At 56.1% G+C, this 16677-nt stretch carries 14 protein-coding genes and 1 tRNA gene; 7 read left to right on the forward strand and 8 right to left on the reverse strand.

The annotated features are described in order from the left end of the window. Positions 1-214 precede the first annotated feature (214 nt). The 3 genes from mgtA to TU73_RS12665 all read left to right on the forward strand — a co-directional run bounded on the left by mgtA (position 215) and on the right by TU73_RS12665 (position 4181). The gene (gene mgtA, locus TU73_RS12655; protein WP_057012494.1) at positions 215-2929 is read left to right on the forward strand and encodes a magnesium-translocating P-type ATPase; all 2715 of its coding nucleotides are present in this window, start codon (positions 215-217) and stop codon (positions 2927-2929) included. A 64-nt stretch (positions 2930-2993) separates the two neighbouring features. Beyond that, a complete protein-coding gene (locus tag TU73_RS12660; protein ID WP_057012495.1) occupies positions 2994-3341 on the forward strand; it encodes a DUF2493 domain-containing protein in 348 nt (115 codons plus the stop codon). Between the two features lie 18 nt (positions 3342-3359). Further along, positions 3360-4181 (forward strand): hypothetical protein, encoded by an 822-nt coding sequence (locus tag TU73_RS12665; RefSeq protein WP_057012496.1) that lies wholly within the window; start codon positions 3360-3362, stop codon positions 4179-4181. Here TU73_RS12665 and TU73_RS12670 read toward each other — a convergent pair. Next, positions 4178-4873, reverse strand: coding sequence for a tellurite resistance TerB family protein (locus tag TU73_RS12670; RefSeq protein ID WP_057012729.1), 696 nt, complete (start codon positions 4871-4873; stop codon positions 4178-4180). The two genes, TU73_RS12665 and TU73_RS12670, sit on opposite strands and share 4 nt — an antisense overlap. A gap of 125 nt (positions 4874-4998) precedes the next feature. On the opposite strand from TU73_RS12670, the gene TU73_RS12675 reads away from it, so the two are divergent. Next, complete coding sequence (locus TU73_RS12675) at positions 4999-5526, forward strand: DinB family protein (protein WP_057012497.1); 528 nt, start codon at positions 4999-5001, stop codon at positions 5524-5526. Here the strand turns inward: TU73_RS12675 and TU73_RS12680 are convergent. Then, entirely contained in the window at positions 5498-5971 is a 474-nt protein-coding gene (locus TU73_RS12680) for a GFA family protein (protein ID WP_057012498.1), read from the reverse strand. The two genes, TU73_RS12675 and TU73_RS12680, sit on opposite strands and share 29 nt — an antisense overlap. Before the next feature lie 71 nt (positions 5972-6042). After that, positions 6043-6519 (reverse strand): hypothetical protein, encoded by a 477-nt coding sequence (locus tag TU73_RS12685; RefSeq protein WP_057012499.1) that lies wholly within the window; start codon positions 6517-6519, stop codon positions 6043-6045. 224 nt (positions 6520-6743) lie between these two features. Between TU73_RS12685 and TU73_RS12690 the strand changes: the two genes are divergently transcribed. Then, positions 6744-6830, forward strand: a tRNA-Leu gene (locus TU73_RS12690). A 258-nt stretch (positions 6831-7088) separates the two neighbouring features. On the opposite strand, the gene TU73_RS12695 is transcribed toward TU73_RS12690, so the two are convergent. Together TU73_RS12695 and TU73_RS12700 are read right to left on the reverse strand one after the other, a co-directional pair. After that, positions 7089-7424: a hypothetical protein gene (locus TU73_RS12695; protein WP_156421219.1), complete on the reverse strand. Its 336-nt coding sequence runs from the start codon at positions 7422-7424 to the stop codon at positions 7089-7091. Between the two features lie 62 nt (positions 7425-7486). Further along, on the reverse strand, positions 7487-7867 hold the full coding sequence (locus TU73_RS12700) for a DUF4354 family protein (protein ID WP_057012501.1): 381 nt from the start codon (positions 7865-7867) through the stop codon (positions 7487-7489). Positions 7868-8313: 446 nt separating this feature from the next. Here TU73_RS12700 and TU73_RS12705 point away from each other — a divergent pair, with 446 nt between their 5' ends. After that, entirely contained in the window at positions 8314-9255 is a 942-nt protein-coding gene (locus tag TU73_RS12705) for a radical SAM protein (protein WP_057012502.1), read from the forward strand. Between the two features lie 15 nt (positions 9256-9270). Continuing rightward, positions 9271-10578 carry an ATP-grasp domain-containing protein gene (locus TU73_RS12710; protein ID WP_057012503.1) on the forward strand — a complete coding sequence of 436 codons (1308 nt, stop codon included), beginning with the start codon at positions 9271-9273 and terminating at the stop codon, positions 10576-10578. 234 nt (positions 10579-10812) lie between these two features. Here TU73_RS12710 and TU73_RS12715 read toward each other — a convergent pair whose 3' ends face one another. The 3 genes from TU73_RS12715 to icmH form a co-directional block, all read right to left on the reverse strand. Next, complete coding sequence (locus TU73_RS12715) at positions 10813-12096, reverse strand: OmpP1/FadL family transporter (protein ID WP_057012504.1); 1284 nt, start codon at positions 12094-12096, stop codon at positions 10813-10815. A 135-nt stretch (positions 12097-12231) separates the two neighbouring features. After that, entirely contained in the window at positions 12232-15441 is a 3210-nt protein-coding gene (gene tssM, locus TU73_RS12720) for a type VI secretion system membrane subunit TssM (protein ID WP_162276322.1), read from the reverse strand. 45 nt (positions 15442-15486) lie between these two features. Next, a complete protein-coding gene (icmH, locus tag TU73_RS12725) occupies positions 15487-16674 on the reverse strand; it encodes a type IVB secretion system protein IcmH/DotU (protein ID WP_082642613.1) in 1188 nt (395 codons plus the stop codon). Positions 16675-16677: the final 3 nt, after the last annotated feature.

Raw genomic sequence — 16677 nt, forward strand, 5'->3', positions numbered from 1 at the left:
TCTTATTAAGACCCTGGAGTTCTTTATGAACAAGTCCAGTAGTAGCCCGCTGCGCGCATATTAATTAACGCGCTGTTAGCGGGCACTCTAGAAGTTACTTGAACACTTTATTTAAACCGATCGCGAAGTCCGCGGCTCGGCATGCTTTCGCTCGCCTCTATGCAGGTAAGTACCGGGTATGTTTTGTCGAGAATTGGCGACAGGAGTACAGACAATGAGCGCCGTAAAAAACACGCCTCTGCACAAGAAAAATGGCACCGCTGCCGACACCAAGCTGTCGATGCGCGCCGCCCGTGAAGCCCAGAACGGCCTGGCGGCTACCCTCGCCAACGTACGTGCCACCCAGGACGGACTGACCGAACTGGACGCCTCGGCGCGCCTGCTACGCGAAGGTTATAACGAAGTCGCCCATGACAAGCCGCCACACGCCATCGTCCAGTTCCTGCAGGCACTGAACAACCCCTTCATCTACGTGCTATTGACCCTGGGGGGCATCAGCTTTGTCACCGACTATTGGTTGCCACTGCAGGCAGGTGAAGAAGTCGACCCGACCAAAGTCATCATCATCATGACCATGGTGTTGCTCAGCAGCCTGCTGCGTTTCTGGCAGGAGCACCGTTCGGCCAAATCCGCCGAGGCGCTCAAGGCCATGGTGCGCACCACGGCCACCGTGCTACGCCGCGAGCAGGTCGGTGCCCAACCTACCCTGCGTGAAGTGCCGATGCGCGAACTGGTGGCCGGCGATATCGTGCAGCTGTCGGCCGGTGACATGATCCCCGCCGACATCCGCCTGATCGAGTCCCGCGACCTGTTTATCAGCCAGGCCGTACTGACCGGTGAAGCCTTGCCGGTGGAGAAGTACGACACCCTCGGCGATGTCACGCAAAAATCCGCCTCCAGCCTGGCCGCCGACCAAGGCAACCTGCTCGATCTGCCAAACATCTGCTTCATGGGCACCAACGTGGTCAGCGGCCGCGCCAAGGCCGTAGTGGTCGCCACCGGGCCGCGCACTTACTTTGGCTCCCTGGCCAAGGCGATTGTCGGTTCGCGGGTGCAGACCGCCTTCGACCGTGGAGTGAACAGCGTCAGTTGGTTGCTGATCCGCTTCATGCTGGTGATGGTGCCCATTGTGTTTTTGCTCAATGGCTTCTCAAAGGGTGACTGGAGCGATGCCTTGCTGTTTGCCCTGGCGGTGGCCGTCGGCCTCACCCCGGAAATGCTGCCGATGATTGTCAGCGCCAACCTGGCCAAGGGCGCCACGGCCATGGCCAAGCGCAAGGTGGTGGTCAAGCGCCTCAATGCGATCCAGAACTTCGGCTCGATGGATGTGCTGTGCACCGATAAGACCGGCACCCTGACCCAGGACAAGATCATCCTCGAACATCACGTCAACGCCTTCGGCCAGCGCGACGATGCGGTGTTGTCCCTGGCCTGGCTCAACAGCTTTCACCAGAGCGGCATGAAGAACCTGATGGACCAGGCCGTGGTGCAGTTTGCGCAACAGAACCCCAAGTTCCAGGTGCCATTTGCCTATGGCAAGGTCGATGAATTGCCGTTCGACTTCGTACGCCGTCGTCTGTCTATCGTGGTCAAGGACGCTGCCGGTGACCATCTATTGGTGTGCAAGGGCGCCGTGGAAGAGATGCTGAGCATTTCCACCCACACCCTGGAAGACGGCGCCGCCGTGCCCCTGGATGATCGTCGGCGTGAGGCGCTGTTGGCACTGGCTAACGACTACAACGAAGACGGTTTCCGTGTGCTGGTGGTCGCGACCCGTAATATCCCCAAGGCGTTGGCACGCCAGCAGTACACCACTGCCGATGAACGCAACCTGGTGATCCAGGGGTTCCTGACCTTTCTGGACCCACCGAAGGAAACCGCAGGCCCGGCGATTGCCGCGCTGCAGCAGATTGGCGTGGCAATCAAGGTGTTGACCGGCGACAACGCGGTGGTCACCAGCAAGATCTGCCGCCAGGTCGGCCTGCAGCCAGGCCAGCCGCTGCTGGGCGTGGAAATCGAAGCGATGGACGACGCCACCCTGCTGCGCCGCGTGGAAGAGCGTACGGTATTTGCCAAGCTGACGCCGCTACAGAAATCGCGGGTACTCAAGGCGCTGCAAGCCAACGGCCACACCGTCGGCTTCCTCGGCGACGGTATCAACGATGCGCCGGCGCTGCGGGATGCTGACGTGGGTATCTCGGTGGACAGCGGTACGGATATCGCCAAGGAATCGGCCGACATCATCCTGCTGGAAAAGAGCCTGATGGTGCTGGAAGAAGGTGTACTCAAGGGCCGCGAGACCTTCGGCAATATCATGAAGTACCTGAACATGACCGCCAGCTCCAACTTCGGCAATGTGTTCTCGGTGCTGGTAGCCAGTGCGTTCATCCCGTTCATGCCGATGCTGGCGATCCACCTGCTGCTGCAGAACCTCATGTACGACATCTCCCAGCTGGCCCTGCCGTGGGACAAGATGGACAAGGAATACCTGGCCAAGCCGCGCAAGTGGGATGCGAAAAACATCGGCCGCTTCATGATCTGGATCGGGCCGACCTCGTCGATCTTCGACATCACCACCTTTGCCCTGATGTGGTACGTGTTCTCGGCTAACAGTGTGGAAATGCAGACCCTGTTCCAGTCCGGCTGGTTTATCGAGGGGCTGCTCTCGCAAACCCTGGTGGTGCACATGCTGCGCACCCGCAAGATCCCGTTCTTCCAGAGCACCGCTGCCTGGCCGGTGTTGATGATGACCTGCATCGTCATCGCCCTGGGCATCTACGTGCCGTTCTCGCCTCTGGGCACCCTGGTAGGCCTGCAACCCCTGCCGATGGCCTACTTCCCATGGCTGGTGGGCACCCTGCTGGCGTACTGCTGCGTGGCCCAACTGATGAAGACGATCTACATCCGCCGCTTCAAGCAGTGGTACTGATCTCCCCGCCGTTCAAACGGTGGCGGTCGCCCGACCGTCACCGTGCAATACAAGGATGCACCCTATGCGCGTCTTGATCTGTGCAGGTCGTCATTACGCCGACACCAAAAAGTCCCGCCATGTGCTGGACGCCTACCACCGCCTGCGCCCGGTGCAGGTATTGATTCACGGCGGCAACCAGTTCCTCGGCAGCGAGATCGAGGAATGGGCGCGGGAAATCGGCATCGATGTGGTGCGCTACCCACCCAATTGGCAACGCCACGGCAAGCAGGCCGAGCGCCAACGCAACCACTTCATGCTGGCCGACAGCCGCCCCGACGTGATCATCGCCCTGCCCGGTGGCGACGACACCTTGGAGCTGGTGTGCCAGGCCAAAGCCCTGGGCATTTCGGTGCTGACTGTAGAAAGCTGAATTCAAACGAGGTGCATCATGCACAAACGACACATCCCAAAGCGGCAGGACGGCTTTGCCAAATACCGTGCGCGCCACTATCGCGGTGCCCGCCACACCTTGCTGTTGTTGCCACCGGCCAAGCGCCGTGCATTGCAGCGCAACCTGATCTTTATCGGCGTGAGCCTGGGCGCTGTCTTGCTCATCGCCCTATTTTCCAAGGCCCATGCCGCAGGCGGTGCTTACGTGGTCGATGACGGCGCCGTCAATGCTCCGGGCGAATGCAATGTCGACGCCTGGTACAGCGCCAATCGACACGCGGCCAGCACCCATAACGCCACCCTGTCGCCCGCCTGTACGTTCAGCGCCATGCCCACCGTGCAATGGGGCGCCGCGTTGTCACGCGCCACCACCGCAGGCAAAGGCGAGACGCAGATCAGCCCGCAGGTAAAGGCGCAGGTGTTATCACGGGAAGACGTGGGGCTTGAGCTTGCGATTGCCGCCGGAGCGCATGTGGCCCTCGATCGCCAGCACGGGTTTGACGGGGCCGATTTGAATGTTCCGTTGACCTGGCAGCCCCTGGCGCCATTGCGCCTGAACCTGAACGCTGGCTGGAGCCACGCCTATAACGACGGCGATCAACAGCACCGCCTGAGCTGGGGCACGGGGTTCGAATATCAGTTGGCGGAGGGACTGACCCTGATCGGCGAACGCTACGGCCAGGAAGGCGGTGAGCAAGCTTGGCAGGCAGGGCCGCGATTCCACATCGGCAAGCGGGTCGATGTGGACGTGGTGGTCGGGCGCAGCCTGATTGGGGAACGCGCCCAGTGGCTGACCACTGGGACAACGCTGAGGTTCTAGGCTTTGGCCTGCTGTTCCAGGTGCAGCTGCAACTGCGGATCGATTTGCAGCTGCCCGGCCAGATCGTCGAGGTAATTGCGCTCAGCGTCCTGCTGATCACTGACCAGCATCACGCTGGTCAGGTAAATCTCCGCGGCGAGCGCCGGGTCATGGGCATACTCGGCAAAATCCGAGGCATCCAGGGGCTTGGCGACTTCAGCGTCGAGCCACTGCTGCAACTGGGGGTCGTCGGTGTGACGGCCGATCTCGGCAGAGATCATCTGCTGCTCTTGCGCATCAATAGCCCCATCGGCCTTAGCTGCCGCGATCAACGCACGTAATACGCCATGGCTGTGGGCTTCGGCTTGTGCGCCTTCAAGCTGGTCAACGGTCTGGATGGCTTGCTGTGGGGCTGTGGCCTGCTGGCGCTGCCAGGCTTGATAGGCCTGGAAAGCCGCCATCCCCAGGGATGCCAGCGCCGCGTAATTCATCCCGCCGCTTTTGCGCGCCTGAGCGCCACCGCCGGCCGGCGCACCGCCCAACAAGCCACCCAGGCCACCCAGTAATCCACCTAAGCCACCGCCAGCTGCAGCACCACCGGCACTGGTGCCTTTCAATAACCCCCCGAGCAACCCGCCCAGGCCACCGCCCGAAGCGCTGCCGCCTTGCTGCCCTGCACGCAACAGTTGTTCCAGTAGATCGCTGGTATTCATGGTGTCGCCCTCCCCGGGCGCAAAAGTGGCGTTGATCAAACATAGTCCGCCTGCGATGGAACACCATGACCGCCGGGCGGGCAAGCTTTATGATGGCGCCACTACACCGTCAAGGGAGAACATTGGTGAACCGCATCGAGCATATCGCGCTGATGGCCAACTACAACCAATGGATGAACCGCAAGGTCTATGACGCCGCCGGCACGTTGACCAACGCGCAATTAATCCTGGACCGGCAGGCGTTCTTCGGCTCGATCCTCGGCACCTTGAATCACCTGGTGCTGGGCGACACGGTCTGGCTCAAGCGCTTTGCCGAGCACCCAGCTGATTTTTCGGCACTGGCGCCATTGAGTGCCATCGCTGCCCCCGCCGATCTCAAGCAACTGGACTTTGCCGATCTAAGTGAACTTTCGGCGCATCGCGCCTGGCTGGACCAACTGATCGTCGAGTGGGCCCACAGCCTGCACGAGTCCCATTTTGACCAGGATCTGCGCTACCACAACATGCGCGGTGCGGCCGCCGAGAAACCCTTCTTCGGGCTGCTGGTGCATTTCTTCAACCACCAGACCCACCACCGGGGCCAGGTGACAACACTGCTGACCCAGGCGGGGGTGGATGTAGGTACTACCGACCTGCTGGCGCTGATTGATTGAGCGCGGCGTAGGCTTGCATCAAGCGTGGGAAATCTTGCGGCTCGGGTAACTGTGCAAAGCTTTCCACCGCTGGCGTGCTTGCCCAAGGCAGCTTTTCGCTGGTCCAGGTTTCCATGAATGGTACGTAGTCGTGGGCATTATCCAGCAAGGTCGCCCGCACGTTGACGAACTCATCGACGCCGTGAGGGCGGGTAAACAGCCAGCTCATACAGTGGGGGCATACGTAGTGGCGATCGATGCCATGCAAACCACCGATCACCGGGCAGCCCTGGGTCACTGTAAAGCCACTGGCAGGAAACAGCGCACTGAGAGAGAACGCACTGGCGGTCATTTTCTGGCAACCGGTGCAATGGCAGGCCATGGTGATCACAGGCGGCACGCTCACGCTGAAACGTACCTGGCTACAGCGGCAACTGCCTTCCAGCGGCAGGTTTTCATCGCTCATCACTCACTCCTTTTTATGATTAGTGGCGTGGCAGGTTAGCGCCTGCTCCTGCCCCATGAACAGGCCCAGTGTCACTTCACCTTATTACTCAACGTCTCCACACTGCGCTTCAAATCGTCCATGGAACGCTTGAGGCCATCGATCTCGTCTTTCTGCCGATCAATCGTACTTTTCTGCTCATCCACTGTGCGCTTGAGACTCGACACCTGACTGTCACTGCTGCTTGAACTCGACCCGTCCTTACGCTTGAACTCGTCAAATGCCCGATCCTGACCATCCACTTTGGTTTTCAGGCTTTGCAGCTCGCTCTCGCTACGCTTTTGCGCCGCTTGCAGCGCCTCGATATCGCCGACGGAAAGACTCGACGACTTCAGCACATAGGTATTGCCAGCCTCTACCGAGGCGCCCGTCAATCTATCTGTCGACGATGCACTGAACTCTCCCCAACGCACCGCACCCGCCGCCTGCGTCGGGCCGGCCATGGCCAAACCCAACAGCCCTGCTACACCAAAAGCCATCATCCAAGAATGCTTACGGACACTGGGCATCAATTGATTCCTTCGCAATTTGCCAGGATGGCATATCGCTATGACTGTCATTTATGAGGCTTGTTCCTGCGCCGCGTAAATTCATCAGGACTCAACTCGGCGGACATGTAGATGACTGATCTGCCACGCTTTTTCACGCATATCTTTATGCAGGAAAGCGCGCTTCGAGGTTGCGTCGAAGCGACAGGATCTATATATTCCCAACCCTGCTACACCGCGCTACCGCCCGAATGGCGAAACTGGTAGACGCATGGGACTTAAAATCCCCCGCTCGTAAGGGCGTCCCGGTTCGATTCCGGGTTCGGGCACCATCTCTATAGTCCACTGACAGCCAGTAAAGTCTGTGGGACCCTTTAAAACCCGCCGTTTGGCGGGTTTTTTCGTTTATGGCGTTCCGTCGGCATCCGGGGAACGGTGAGCTTTTAGAGAGTAATATTTACATCTTTGGTCAGCCCAACGGACGCAAGGGCTGGCGCGGATGCGAAAGGTCAGACCTGATGGCAAAGAGGATCTGACGCGACTGACTAATTCATACGACATGCGCAATAACAACCGTCGAGACACAGCTGCTATCCGCTGCATTGTCTGACCGAAATTACCTCGACAAAGCGATATTTTTTCCTCGCGGCCTTGGCAGCCTCTTGCTCAGCAACAAGGGAACTGAGCGTATCAGCCTCATGCACTATTTCGTACATTTTCCCTTCAAACTCATTACTTACTCTGAGCTTCACCCGAAGTTTAGAGGTGAAAACCTTTGAAGTTATTTGTTTTTCTGATTTTACGCTCAGTATCGTTGAAACTTGCGGAGCAGGATGCTTTCTATGTTTATTGCCCGCCGACACAACGGGTTCAGACACACCAAACAATGCCCAGCGCATCTCTTTTTCAGTTATCTCATTCTTCACTTTATTACTCAGCAAACATTCAAAAATAACAGAGGTCCAGCATTCTGATATTCGAGAATGGCTTATTTGCATGTTTCCGAGAGTTTGATCATCAGCGGTTGATACACGCTGGGATCGACTGATGAAAACACTGCCATACCTTGGACCGGGGCGCCTACTTTTAATTTTCCGACGGTGAGCACCTCATCCACAGTATCCAATTTGAATTCTTGGCCTTCAGCCCCGTAAGCTTTCAAACAGTAGCCAGCCAAATCAAGTCCGCGTCCCTTGAGATTCCCAAGGAAAATTTCAAAACTTTGTGTATAGGCACTTTTCTCGCCCACAGACATAGTACCGGAAGTTTTTTGTGTCGAGACTACTATTACGTGATCCAGACCTTTTGCATGTGCGCTGAGAGTAATGAAGCTCAGAGTAACTGAGGCAATGACACTTGAAATTTTCATAGTAAGTCCGCTGAATGTGTTAAACCTCAATCCTAAACAATTGAGCTCAAAGCCATGCGTGAATTACACGCAATCCACCTACTTTTCAGGTCGCTAAACTGTCGCTCTTTAAAAAGGACGTTCGACTGATAAATCAGCATAGCTATTTCGATAGCCGCACCTTTCGAACGCAGAAAGGGAAAATGCGCATCACACTACTTAATCATACTGAATAATTTTGAAACCATCCTGCGAGGCGTAGCAACCGCCTTCAGCCAGATGAAGGCGGCCTTGTAATCGCTATAAAGTCATTAACGAAGCGCGCCATGTCGGACTCACTATGAATAACTCTGAATTACGCTGAATAGCTGTATCAGAACCATTCTATTAGATGGCACTTTAATGGTTCTCTGATAACAACATCAGCGTCTATCCTCCTCACCGTCCTCGACATGGAAGCGACAAGCATGCGCCATCACCAGCAAAAAAACTGCACTTGCGGCATATGGCGCGTTGATGAAGACCGGGTTGAGCTGACACCTTATTTCGGTTGTCCCTGCCGCTACTGCATCAAGAAAGCCAGCACTGTGCGCTGCGACGCCCTATCGATGAGTGAAGAAAACCTCATTAATGCCATAGAGTACGTACGCAAGGATGCACGCATCACCCAAGCCTCAATCGTTGGCGGCGACCCGCTGGTAAAACCAAAACAGCTGTTCGCGTTGCTGGAAAACCTGGCGAGCATCCCTCATCTCAATAACATTCGTATCGCAACCCGGCATGCCCTGCTTCAACCAGAATGCATTAATGAAGCATTTATCGAACGCATGGCCAGTTATAACTATGTCGATTATGCCTATCCTCTGCGCTCCACAAGCGTGTCTCTGGACGTTGCAATCAACCACGCCAGTGAGCTGCAAGCGGACGTCATCAGGACACTCAATGGCTTCAGCCGTCGGGGCATCAACGCACGTGGCCACGCAGTACTGCTCAAAGGGGTCAACGACGATTTCCACAGCCTTAAAAATCTTATCGATCTTTTCCTTGCGGTTGGAATCACGCCTTATCACTTAATGCACTGTGCAGATGCTCCAGGTCAGGCACCGCTGCGCACCACGGTGCAAAAAGGCAACACCCTAACTACCCAATTGATGGCGTTTTCAGGCACCTATGCACTGCCTTATGGGTACGTCACGGCTGTGGGCACGCACTACATCACACCAGGCCAAGTCCTGCGCTACGAAAATATTGGCGGACAGCGTTTTATTCGTGCCCGCTCACCCTATTCAGCCGAGCGCTATAAAGCACTTTCCGGTAACTCAAGCCTGCCGCCCCTGCACGAGATTGATGATCAAGGCTACATCGTCTCGCACTACCCGGATGGCAACGACGCCCTTCTCGTCTATTGACCCACTAAGCGCCCTATGAAACCACTCACTATTATCGTTATAGAAAACTTGATCATCCGCCTGCCAAACTTACATGCCATTGCCGTCGCGGCCACTCAAGCCGAGTTGACTATGATTGCCGTCGTACCTGACACCCTCACCCCTGATGACATAGACGCCTTGCCATTTCGCGCCATCCCCATTCAGGACTGGAGCAGCGCCGGCCTGGAAAAAATGGTGTGCAGCCTGGAACGATACGCAACCGTGGTCGGCATCGGCACCTGTATCGGCTTCTTCACACCCGAAGGGCTATTGGGAGCCCAGGTCGCAGAACTTTGCGCACGGCGCGGTTTGCCGCATCCTCCTGTCGACGCGTTGTACCTCGCCAACAACAAGTTCGCCATGCGCCAGCGCCTACGTGAACGCAATGTTTATACCGCACGTTACGCACGCGTTATCGGCGATGCCAGCCTTGTAGTCGCCGCCGAGCATGTGGGCTTTCCACTGATACTGAAACCCGTGGTGGGTTTGGGCTCAAGTTTTATTTCACGTTGTGAGAATATTGCCGACATGCGCCGCGTATTCCGCCATTACCAGGAGCATGCTCGCCATGGTTATTACACTGAATATTTTTGCGCCCACGACATTGGCGACGAACATTTCGAGCCCATGCGTGAGATGCTCGCAGAAGAGGCGATTAATGGTTATGAAATCAGTGTCGAGTGTTTATGCACCGGACATCACATCCTGCCGCTGGTGATGCACGATAAGTTAGACGTGGAGCAGAGCTCATACACCTCCTATGAAAACCTCTTGGTCAGCCCTCCCGTTCGCCTTACGCTCAACGAACAGCAGCAAATATTGATCTACACGCGCGTTGTATTGAACGCGCTGGGTTTGAGGAATACTTTCTGTCACGTTGAATTACGATACGACTCCAAAGGCCGTGCCAGCATCATCGAAGTTAATCCGCGCGTTGGTGGAATGCGTGTGCGGGAAAGTCTGCTGGCTTTACGTGGTGTTGATTTTGCAGCTGTGTACGTTCAACAACTGCTGGGCAAACCGTTTAGTTTTCCCGAGCCCCCCATAGCGTCTGGGTATCATGGGATGTCTGCGGTTTACCCACGAGTAAGTGGGATTTTAAGGGGAATCCACGGCGTCGAAGCGGCACGCCAACTGCCCGGCGTGCTCAGTGTGAATACCCATATAGCACCCGGCACGTCCATCGGCGGCGATTTTGAGGAGGTGTTTGCAGTGGATGCGTGGTTACGAGCAGATACACCGGCGGCTATCAAGGCGCTGGATCGGAAAGTCAGAGAACTGATCAAGATCGATATTGAATAGTGATACGACATTAAAAACGTGAGCGCAAACCAGCCCGGCAATCGTCGGGCTATTTCTTCTTTAGATTTCCAGCTTCACTTGTTACGCGCCCGTTCTCTGGCAATCAGTTCCTCCGCCGGTGCCAAATGCACAGCGGGCTTGACACGTTGAAGGCAGCAGCCTCTGCACCGCCCACTCCCATCTACGAAAACGCCCCGCTCTCTTGTAAGAAAGCAGGGCGTAGACGAAGGCGAATTAGAAACGGTAAGTGACCCCCAGGCCGAAACCATTAGCGCTGTTTTCGTACTTGGCCTTGTAGTACTGGCCAAGCGCGTTGGTGCGGTCAACCTTGACCGGCGCTTCCTTGAGATAGGCATAAGCCACATCGACGGTCATGTTCGGCGCGACATCGTAGCCAGCACCGAGACTGAAGATGGTCCGATCCCCGGTAGGAATACGTGGCGAGCGATCCGTGTTGTTGGTCGGCGACTGGTCAACCGTCAAACCGGTACGCAGCACCCACTGTTTGTTCAGTCGGTAGGAAGCCCCCACGGCATAGGCCCAGGTATCGTGCCAGTTTTGCTCTTCTTTAATGGTAGTGAGCAAAGCCTGAGCATACACACCGTCGCTATTAGTAACGCCCTCGTTCTTGACCGTAATGTCTTTCAGGCGACTCCAACGTGTCCAACTGGCCCCGGCATAGAGCTTCCAATCGGCATTTACATCTTGCGTCACAGAGAAATCCCAGGATTCTGGCGTATCAATTTTGAGTGATGCGTCGTAGAGGCCACTGCTCAATACTGCGTCAGAAACGTTGGCACCTTTAGTGACTTGAGTGTGCCCCTCCAGCTTGTACTTGACCTGCGAATGGTAAGTCAGGCCTACCCGCGTGCTGTCTGTTGCCTGAAGCAACACGCCAGCGTTAAAACCCAAGGCGGTGTCGTCACCCTTGATTTTGATATTGTTGGACGCGAGACTTGGGTTCGGAAGGTTGATATCCGACTCCAGGGTACCGGAAACCCGGTTGATGGTCGGGCCAAAGCCGATAGATAACTTATCGTTGATGGCATAGCTGACGGTTGGCTGGAGCGTGATGACTTTCACCTCGCTCTTGCTGCCGAAAGCTTTGCCCTGGAAGCCTTTTTCATAATCGGCGACCATGCCAAATGGCGCGTAGAAACCAAAGCCGACAGCCCATTGCTCGTTCAGTTTTTGGGTGTAGAAAGCAAAAGGCACGCCGGTAAGCGGCACCATGTTGCCCTTGTTACTGCCACTCGAACTGCCGCTGGCCTGGCTGATGTTGCTCGTTGCATCAATAACGGCTAGACCACCGGTTATTTGCTGGCCGTCCAGGCGAACCATACCTGCGGGGTTGCCATAGACAGTACTGGCATCTTCGGCCGATGAAGATCGCCCGGCGAAACCTGTTCCCATCCCACTGATACTTTGTTCATTTAATGCAAAGCCAGCCGCAAACACTTGTGTAGATGCCAGGGTAATAGCCAGACCCAGTGTTTTTTTCAACATTACTTTCTTCATTAGTTAGAGCTCCGTGGTGATCACCACAGAGGAAAGTAACAATATTTAAATGTCAGTGTTGTAGGGCAACTTGTAGGAAATAAATCTGCATAGGTTAGTTCCGCCGATGCCAACCTTGCCCCCGGCAACACTTAGTTACGCACCCAGCGAATAAGGGCAGCGAAACGCTCGCACATTGACGTCGCCGAAGGGTTGCTCAAGCCCCACACTGCGTATCTGCAATACGACGTTATAGCCCTCAAATGAAAGCGTCAGCCACTGAGTATCGGCAGAAGGGCCGGCGCTCAGCAGCCCTTGGTCGATCAACCGAAACCACGCCCACGTGCCTTCCTGCGACTGTCGTATGGTACGCCCATCCAACAGAGTCACCACCGCGTTAAGTCGCGTACCCAGCACTTGAGAGGGCCAGGTAAACAGGCTCGGCAAAATAGGGCCGTGAGAGTAACTCAACTGCCGATCATCCACGATCAGGCTGAAGGAGGCGATCTCTTCGTCCATGGTCACCGGGCTAATTTCGAAATCAATGCGCGCCTGCGCGGCGCCTGCAGGAAAAAAAACCTTGCCGATATGTTCTGCGCGGTCAAATTGCAGCAGAACCAAAGGGTCGATCTCATCACCCTCAACCGCTCTGTTGTCGGGGCGAAGTAAGGTGCTTTCGTCTTTGTGACGACCAGGATAAAAGCGCCCAAATGTTTGCAGTAACCCGTCAGCGGCAAACAGCTGGTTAAAAGCCTCCAGTGGCACATCGGCGCTTGCATTGCGATCAAAAGGATAGCGTTGCTGGACCACACGCTCGCAGTAAGGCCCAAGATCCTGTGCCCATTTTTTTGTAAGGGTCACGGACTGGTGTGCACGTACCCAACCTTTACCGACTTTGACGATGTCACTGAACAGCGGCCTTATCAGCGGCGGCAACGTACTCGTCAGTGAGTCCAAGCGCTCAAGCGCATTGACGTCGGGTGGTGATAAACCCGAGGCTGTTGAAGCTTCACGGGCAGACAGATAAACCCCAGCGTAAGCCATCGCTTCGCGTAGTTGATCCAAGAGGCCGGGCCGCCCCTCGACAGTCCCGCTCAGTTGATGAAACGAAGCAAAGTGTTGCGTTACAGCAGTTTGCTCCGATGCGCCCTTGAGATTGTCCTTGGCGTTGTCCTTGACACCCAAACGTGTCGTCAGCGCAACGAAGCGTTGGCTAAGACGCTTGATCATGCCTTCATTGTCAGCATTGAGGCTTAGGCGGGTTTCACGGTCGATCAACTGTAACAATCGAGTCAATACGCCGTCCTGCTGTGACAGGCGCTCCAGACGACCCGGCAACTGTTCAGGTTCATTGAGACCCGCAACTTTTAAGTCAGAGACGAAATACTCCCAATGCCTCACATAGTCACGTTGATAAAGACCCAATATTTCGGCCCGCACGTGGTGCTGAGCTTGCTGACGAACCGATCCCATAACCCAGCTTTCACCACGCAAAGCCTTGGCAATGAAACGCTCCAATCGTTGGTTCAAGTGCGTATAACCTTCCTGGGTAAAGAGCCAAGGCACCCCCTGCGTCATAGAACGGCCAGAGCGCGAGGCAAATAACATCAAGCCTCCTGTCCCGATTTCGCTGGCAACGCTCAACTCCTTGTGGGGCAGGTTTCGCAACACGGTCGATAGCTGGCGGTAAACACGCTGCGCCACCGGTTCACGCGAGATGCTCTCTCTGGCCTGTTCCACCAGAGCTTCGTTGACGCTCAACAGTGCAGCAGCACGTATCGACCGTACTGCCCGCTGTAAATGCGCGTTCAGCCATTCACGCTGCGGTTGAGGTAGCCGCTGATCCGACAATACCTTAAGTTCGCGCGCAATGAAGTGGATATCCAAATGACCTTGCCCACCCAGCATCAAATACAGGCGCAGATTGTCGTAAGCGTGCGCCTTAGGATTGTTGAACCGCGCTTCCAGCACGTTGGCCAATGGTTGCGCAATGACCTCGTTCAACGCTTGCTCGTATAACGTTTGAATCAGTGTCACCAGGCGCTGTTGCTGGTTAAGCCGCAAGCTGGGCAGCCAACCTTTATCCTGCGAAACATCAACCATATCGGTCAGCAGGGTGAGCCGCTCAAGTCCACCCTGGCGAAGGTTAAATAGCGCTTCCCGCTGCTCGGCCAGCTTATCGAGCATGCGCGCCTGATGATGATAATGATGGGCCAGAAAAGCACATACACCCGCCACGATCAATATCAAACACACCCGAGCATGCGAGCGTACCCAACCTGCAGAGTGCTTGATAAACATACGCCAGGCTCCATGACGCTCACACTGCTGCAAGGTCCGCAGTAACAGCGTCGAACTCGTAGCCCCTTGAACATCTTCAGCCAAATCCCCCGCCGTGAAGCGCAGCGACTGCAAACGCGCCTGATCATGAAATACCGCCTGCAAAAATGACTGTACGTGCCCGCTGAACAGTCGCCACAACGGTGAAAACCCATAAAGCTGAGTCCGCAGCAAGGTCAGCGGCTCCCTCTGCAATCGGTCAAGCAGGCTGTCATCAAGGGACTCGAGTCGGTTACCCATGCGTTCGGCCAATCGCAAGAGGTTGGATTGGTTAGCCCCCAAAGGAAAGCCAATCGCCAAATCACGCTCCTCTCCCTGCAATCCCATAATCGAGGGCACATAGCCCGGCAAACCGGAGCAGTGGCTCACAATAGCCTGGATCGGCAAGCCCTTACCGATCGCGCCCGCCAGTTCCTCCAGGCGCTCGCGCAGGCTTAACGCTTGCAACTCCTGGCCGTCATCGGCTCCGAGCAGCTTCTGAGCATTCAATAACAACAGGCCGCCCACCAAAGCGCATCGGTCACGTTTAGCGTCTTTGAGCTCATTCAACAAACATTGCCAGCGTCGCGACTCAGCCTCGGACAGCAAGCGGCCACTCACCGTCAGCACGCTGTAACGCCCTACCCGCTCAATACGCAGGTCAACGGTCGAGGTGGTATGCAAGTCGAAGAGCAAAAATGCTGGCCGAACACCCTCAACCTGTGTTTGCAAGCGCCATTGTGTGAGCTGCTCACGCAATTGCAACTCACGCTCACAGGGAGCTACCCGTTTTTCCAGGTCAACTTGAATTTGTATAGCGCGGCGTTTGGCGCGTTGCGCATGAACTTTCCATCTCCAGCAAAACCAGATCAGCCCGCCAACGTATAACGGTAACAATACCCCCCATTGCTGCCATGTCTCAGCGAACAGCATGCTGCCATCTATCGACAAGCGAGGGCCGTAATCACGCACCAGCACCGTTAACCAATACAACACCGCGACCATCACGGCCGCCCGTGACAGCGTTTTAAAGAATCGCAAAAGCATGACGCCAATCATCCACACATAGGAGGGGGAAATTTCATTAGCCCATCAGGGGGTCGCCACAGGCTCTGGGGCATAGATCAATATCTCGACGCGCCGGTTGCGTGCCCGGTGCTCCACACTATCGTTTGGGAACAGCGGCTCGGCAGCACCGCGACCTTCGGCCTTGAAGCGCAGAGGGTCACGCTTGTCGCCCACCAACACCTTCAGGATTGACTGGGCGCGTGCGAGCGACAGCGCTTCATTGGACCCCAGTCGTCCAGCCACGGGGGTGTCGTCACTGTGGCCAATAACCTGAATCCGGCCCTGCCACTCGCCCAATGCCTGCGCAATTCGCAACAGCAGCGAACGCGTCTGTTCGGCAATCTCGCTGCCACCGCTGGCAAACAAACCAGTGGAACTGAGCACGATGCGCACGCTCCGCCCATCATCAATAAGCGTCAGTCGATTGGCCTCGATGTCGGTGGCCAATTTTTCGGCCAGTGTTTGTGCAACCGTGGTCGACTGTGCCGGGCGCAGCGCTTGCAGAGCTTGCAGTTGTTGATAGGAGCGCTTCTCGAAGTAAAGTGCTCCGGCCCCCGCCAGCACCAGCAAGCAAAAACAAAAGCTCCACCAGAATAGGCGTTCGCGCCGACTGAAATAGTCGTGGTTCAAGGTGAGCAAGTGCTCATTCAAACGCACTTTTGGATGATGGCCCCGCTGCAACCGAATGGTTTCGTAAAGCTGACGCCTGCGCAACGCTAAGGCCGCACGCCCCTCGCTCTGAATGCGATAGCGCCCTTCCAATCCGAGTGCCAAACACAGGTACATCAATTCCAGCAGCGCCAGATTCTCCACAGGTCTGAGTTCAGCTGCATCAAGGTGAACGAAGAAGCCTTCCCCACCGGCTGTCTCGTTGTGAAAGATCATCAACAGGCTTTGCTTGGACCACGCGCCCTGCCCCCAGTCACAGTTGGCAATCACCTCGTCGAGCAACGTGCAGAGCGCATACTTGGCATGCTCCTGGGTATGCTGATCGATCCCCGCTTCCAGCGCATTGCGCTGAAAACTACGCACTTGGGTAATCAACCGGGCGCGTAGCTCATCGATATCCGGGGCATGATTCAAGCCACGCAACGGCACGACTTCGTAGAGCAGATCGCCTGCCAACTGCACCAGCACTTCATTTGCCGAAACCGAAACGGTACGTGCCGACTCATCGTAGCCATCATTGAGTGGCCGTTTGCGTCGCGACATCCA

Source organism: Pseudomonas libanensis, assembly GCF_001439685.1.
Taxonomy (GTDB): domain Bacteria; phylum Pseudomonadota; class Gammaproteobacteria; order Pseudomonadales; family Pseudomonadaceae; genus Aquipseudomonas; species Aquipseudomonas libanensis.

What these genes read in the sequence shown, in the direction of transcription:
- mgtA (WP_057012494.1), top strand. Translation starts at nt 215, where the DNA reads ATGAGCGCCGTAAAAAACACGCCTCTGCACAAGAAAAATGGCACCGCT.
- TU73_RS12660 (WP_057012495.1), top strand. Translation starts at nt 2,994, where the DNA reads ATGCGCGTCTTGATCTGTGCAGGTCGTCATTACGCCGACACCAAAAAG.
- TU73_RS12665 (WP_057012496.1), top strand. Translation starts at nt 3,360, where the DNA reads ATGCACAAACGACACATCCCAAAGCGGCAGGACGGCTTTGCCAAATAC.
- TU73_RS12670 (WP_057012729.1), bottom strand. Translation starts at nt 4,873, where the DNA reads ATGAATACCAGCGATCTACTGGAACAACTGTTGCGTGCAGGGCAGCAA.
- TU73_RS12680 (WP_057012498.1), bottom strand. Translation starts at nt 5,971, where the DNA reads ATGAGCGATGAAAACCTGCCGCTGGAAGGCAGTTGCCGCTGTAGCCAG.
- TU73_RS12685 (WP_057012499.1), bottom strand. Translation starts at nt 6,519, where the DNA reads ATGCCCAGTGTCCGTAAGCATTCTTGGATGATGGCTTTTGGTGTAGCA.
- TU73_RS12700 (WP_057012501.1), bottom strand. Translation starts at nt 7,867, where the DNA reads ATGAAAATTTCAAGTGTCATTGCCTCAGTTACTCTGAGCTTCATTACT.
- TU73_RS12705 (WP_057012502.1), top strand. Translation starts at nt 8,314, where the DNA reads ATGCGCCATCACCAGCAAAAAAACTGCACTTGCGGCATATGGCGCGTT.
- TU73_RS12710 (WP_057012503.1), top strand. Translation starts at nt 9,271, where the DNA reads ATGAAACCACTCACTATTATCGTTATAGAAAACTTGATCATCCGCCTG.
- TU73_RS12715 (WP_057012504.1), bottom strand. Translation starts at nt 12,096, where the DNA reads ATGAAGAAAGTAATGTTGAAAAAAACACTGGGTCTGGCTATTACCCTG.
- tssM (WP_162276322.1), bottom strand. Translation starts at nt 15,441, where the DNA reads ATGCTTTTGCGATTCTTTAAAACGCTGTCACGGGCGGCCGTGATGGTC.
- icmH (WP_082642613.1), bottom strand. Translation starts at nt 16,674, where the DNA reads ATGTCGCGACGCAAACGGCCACTCAATGATGGCTACGATGAGTCGGCA.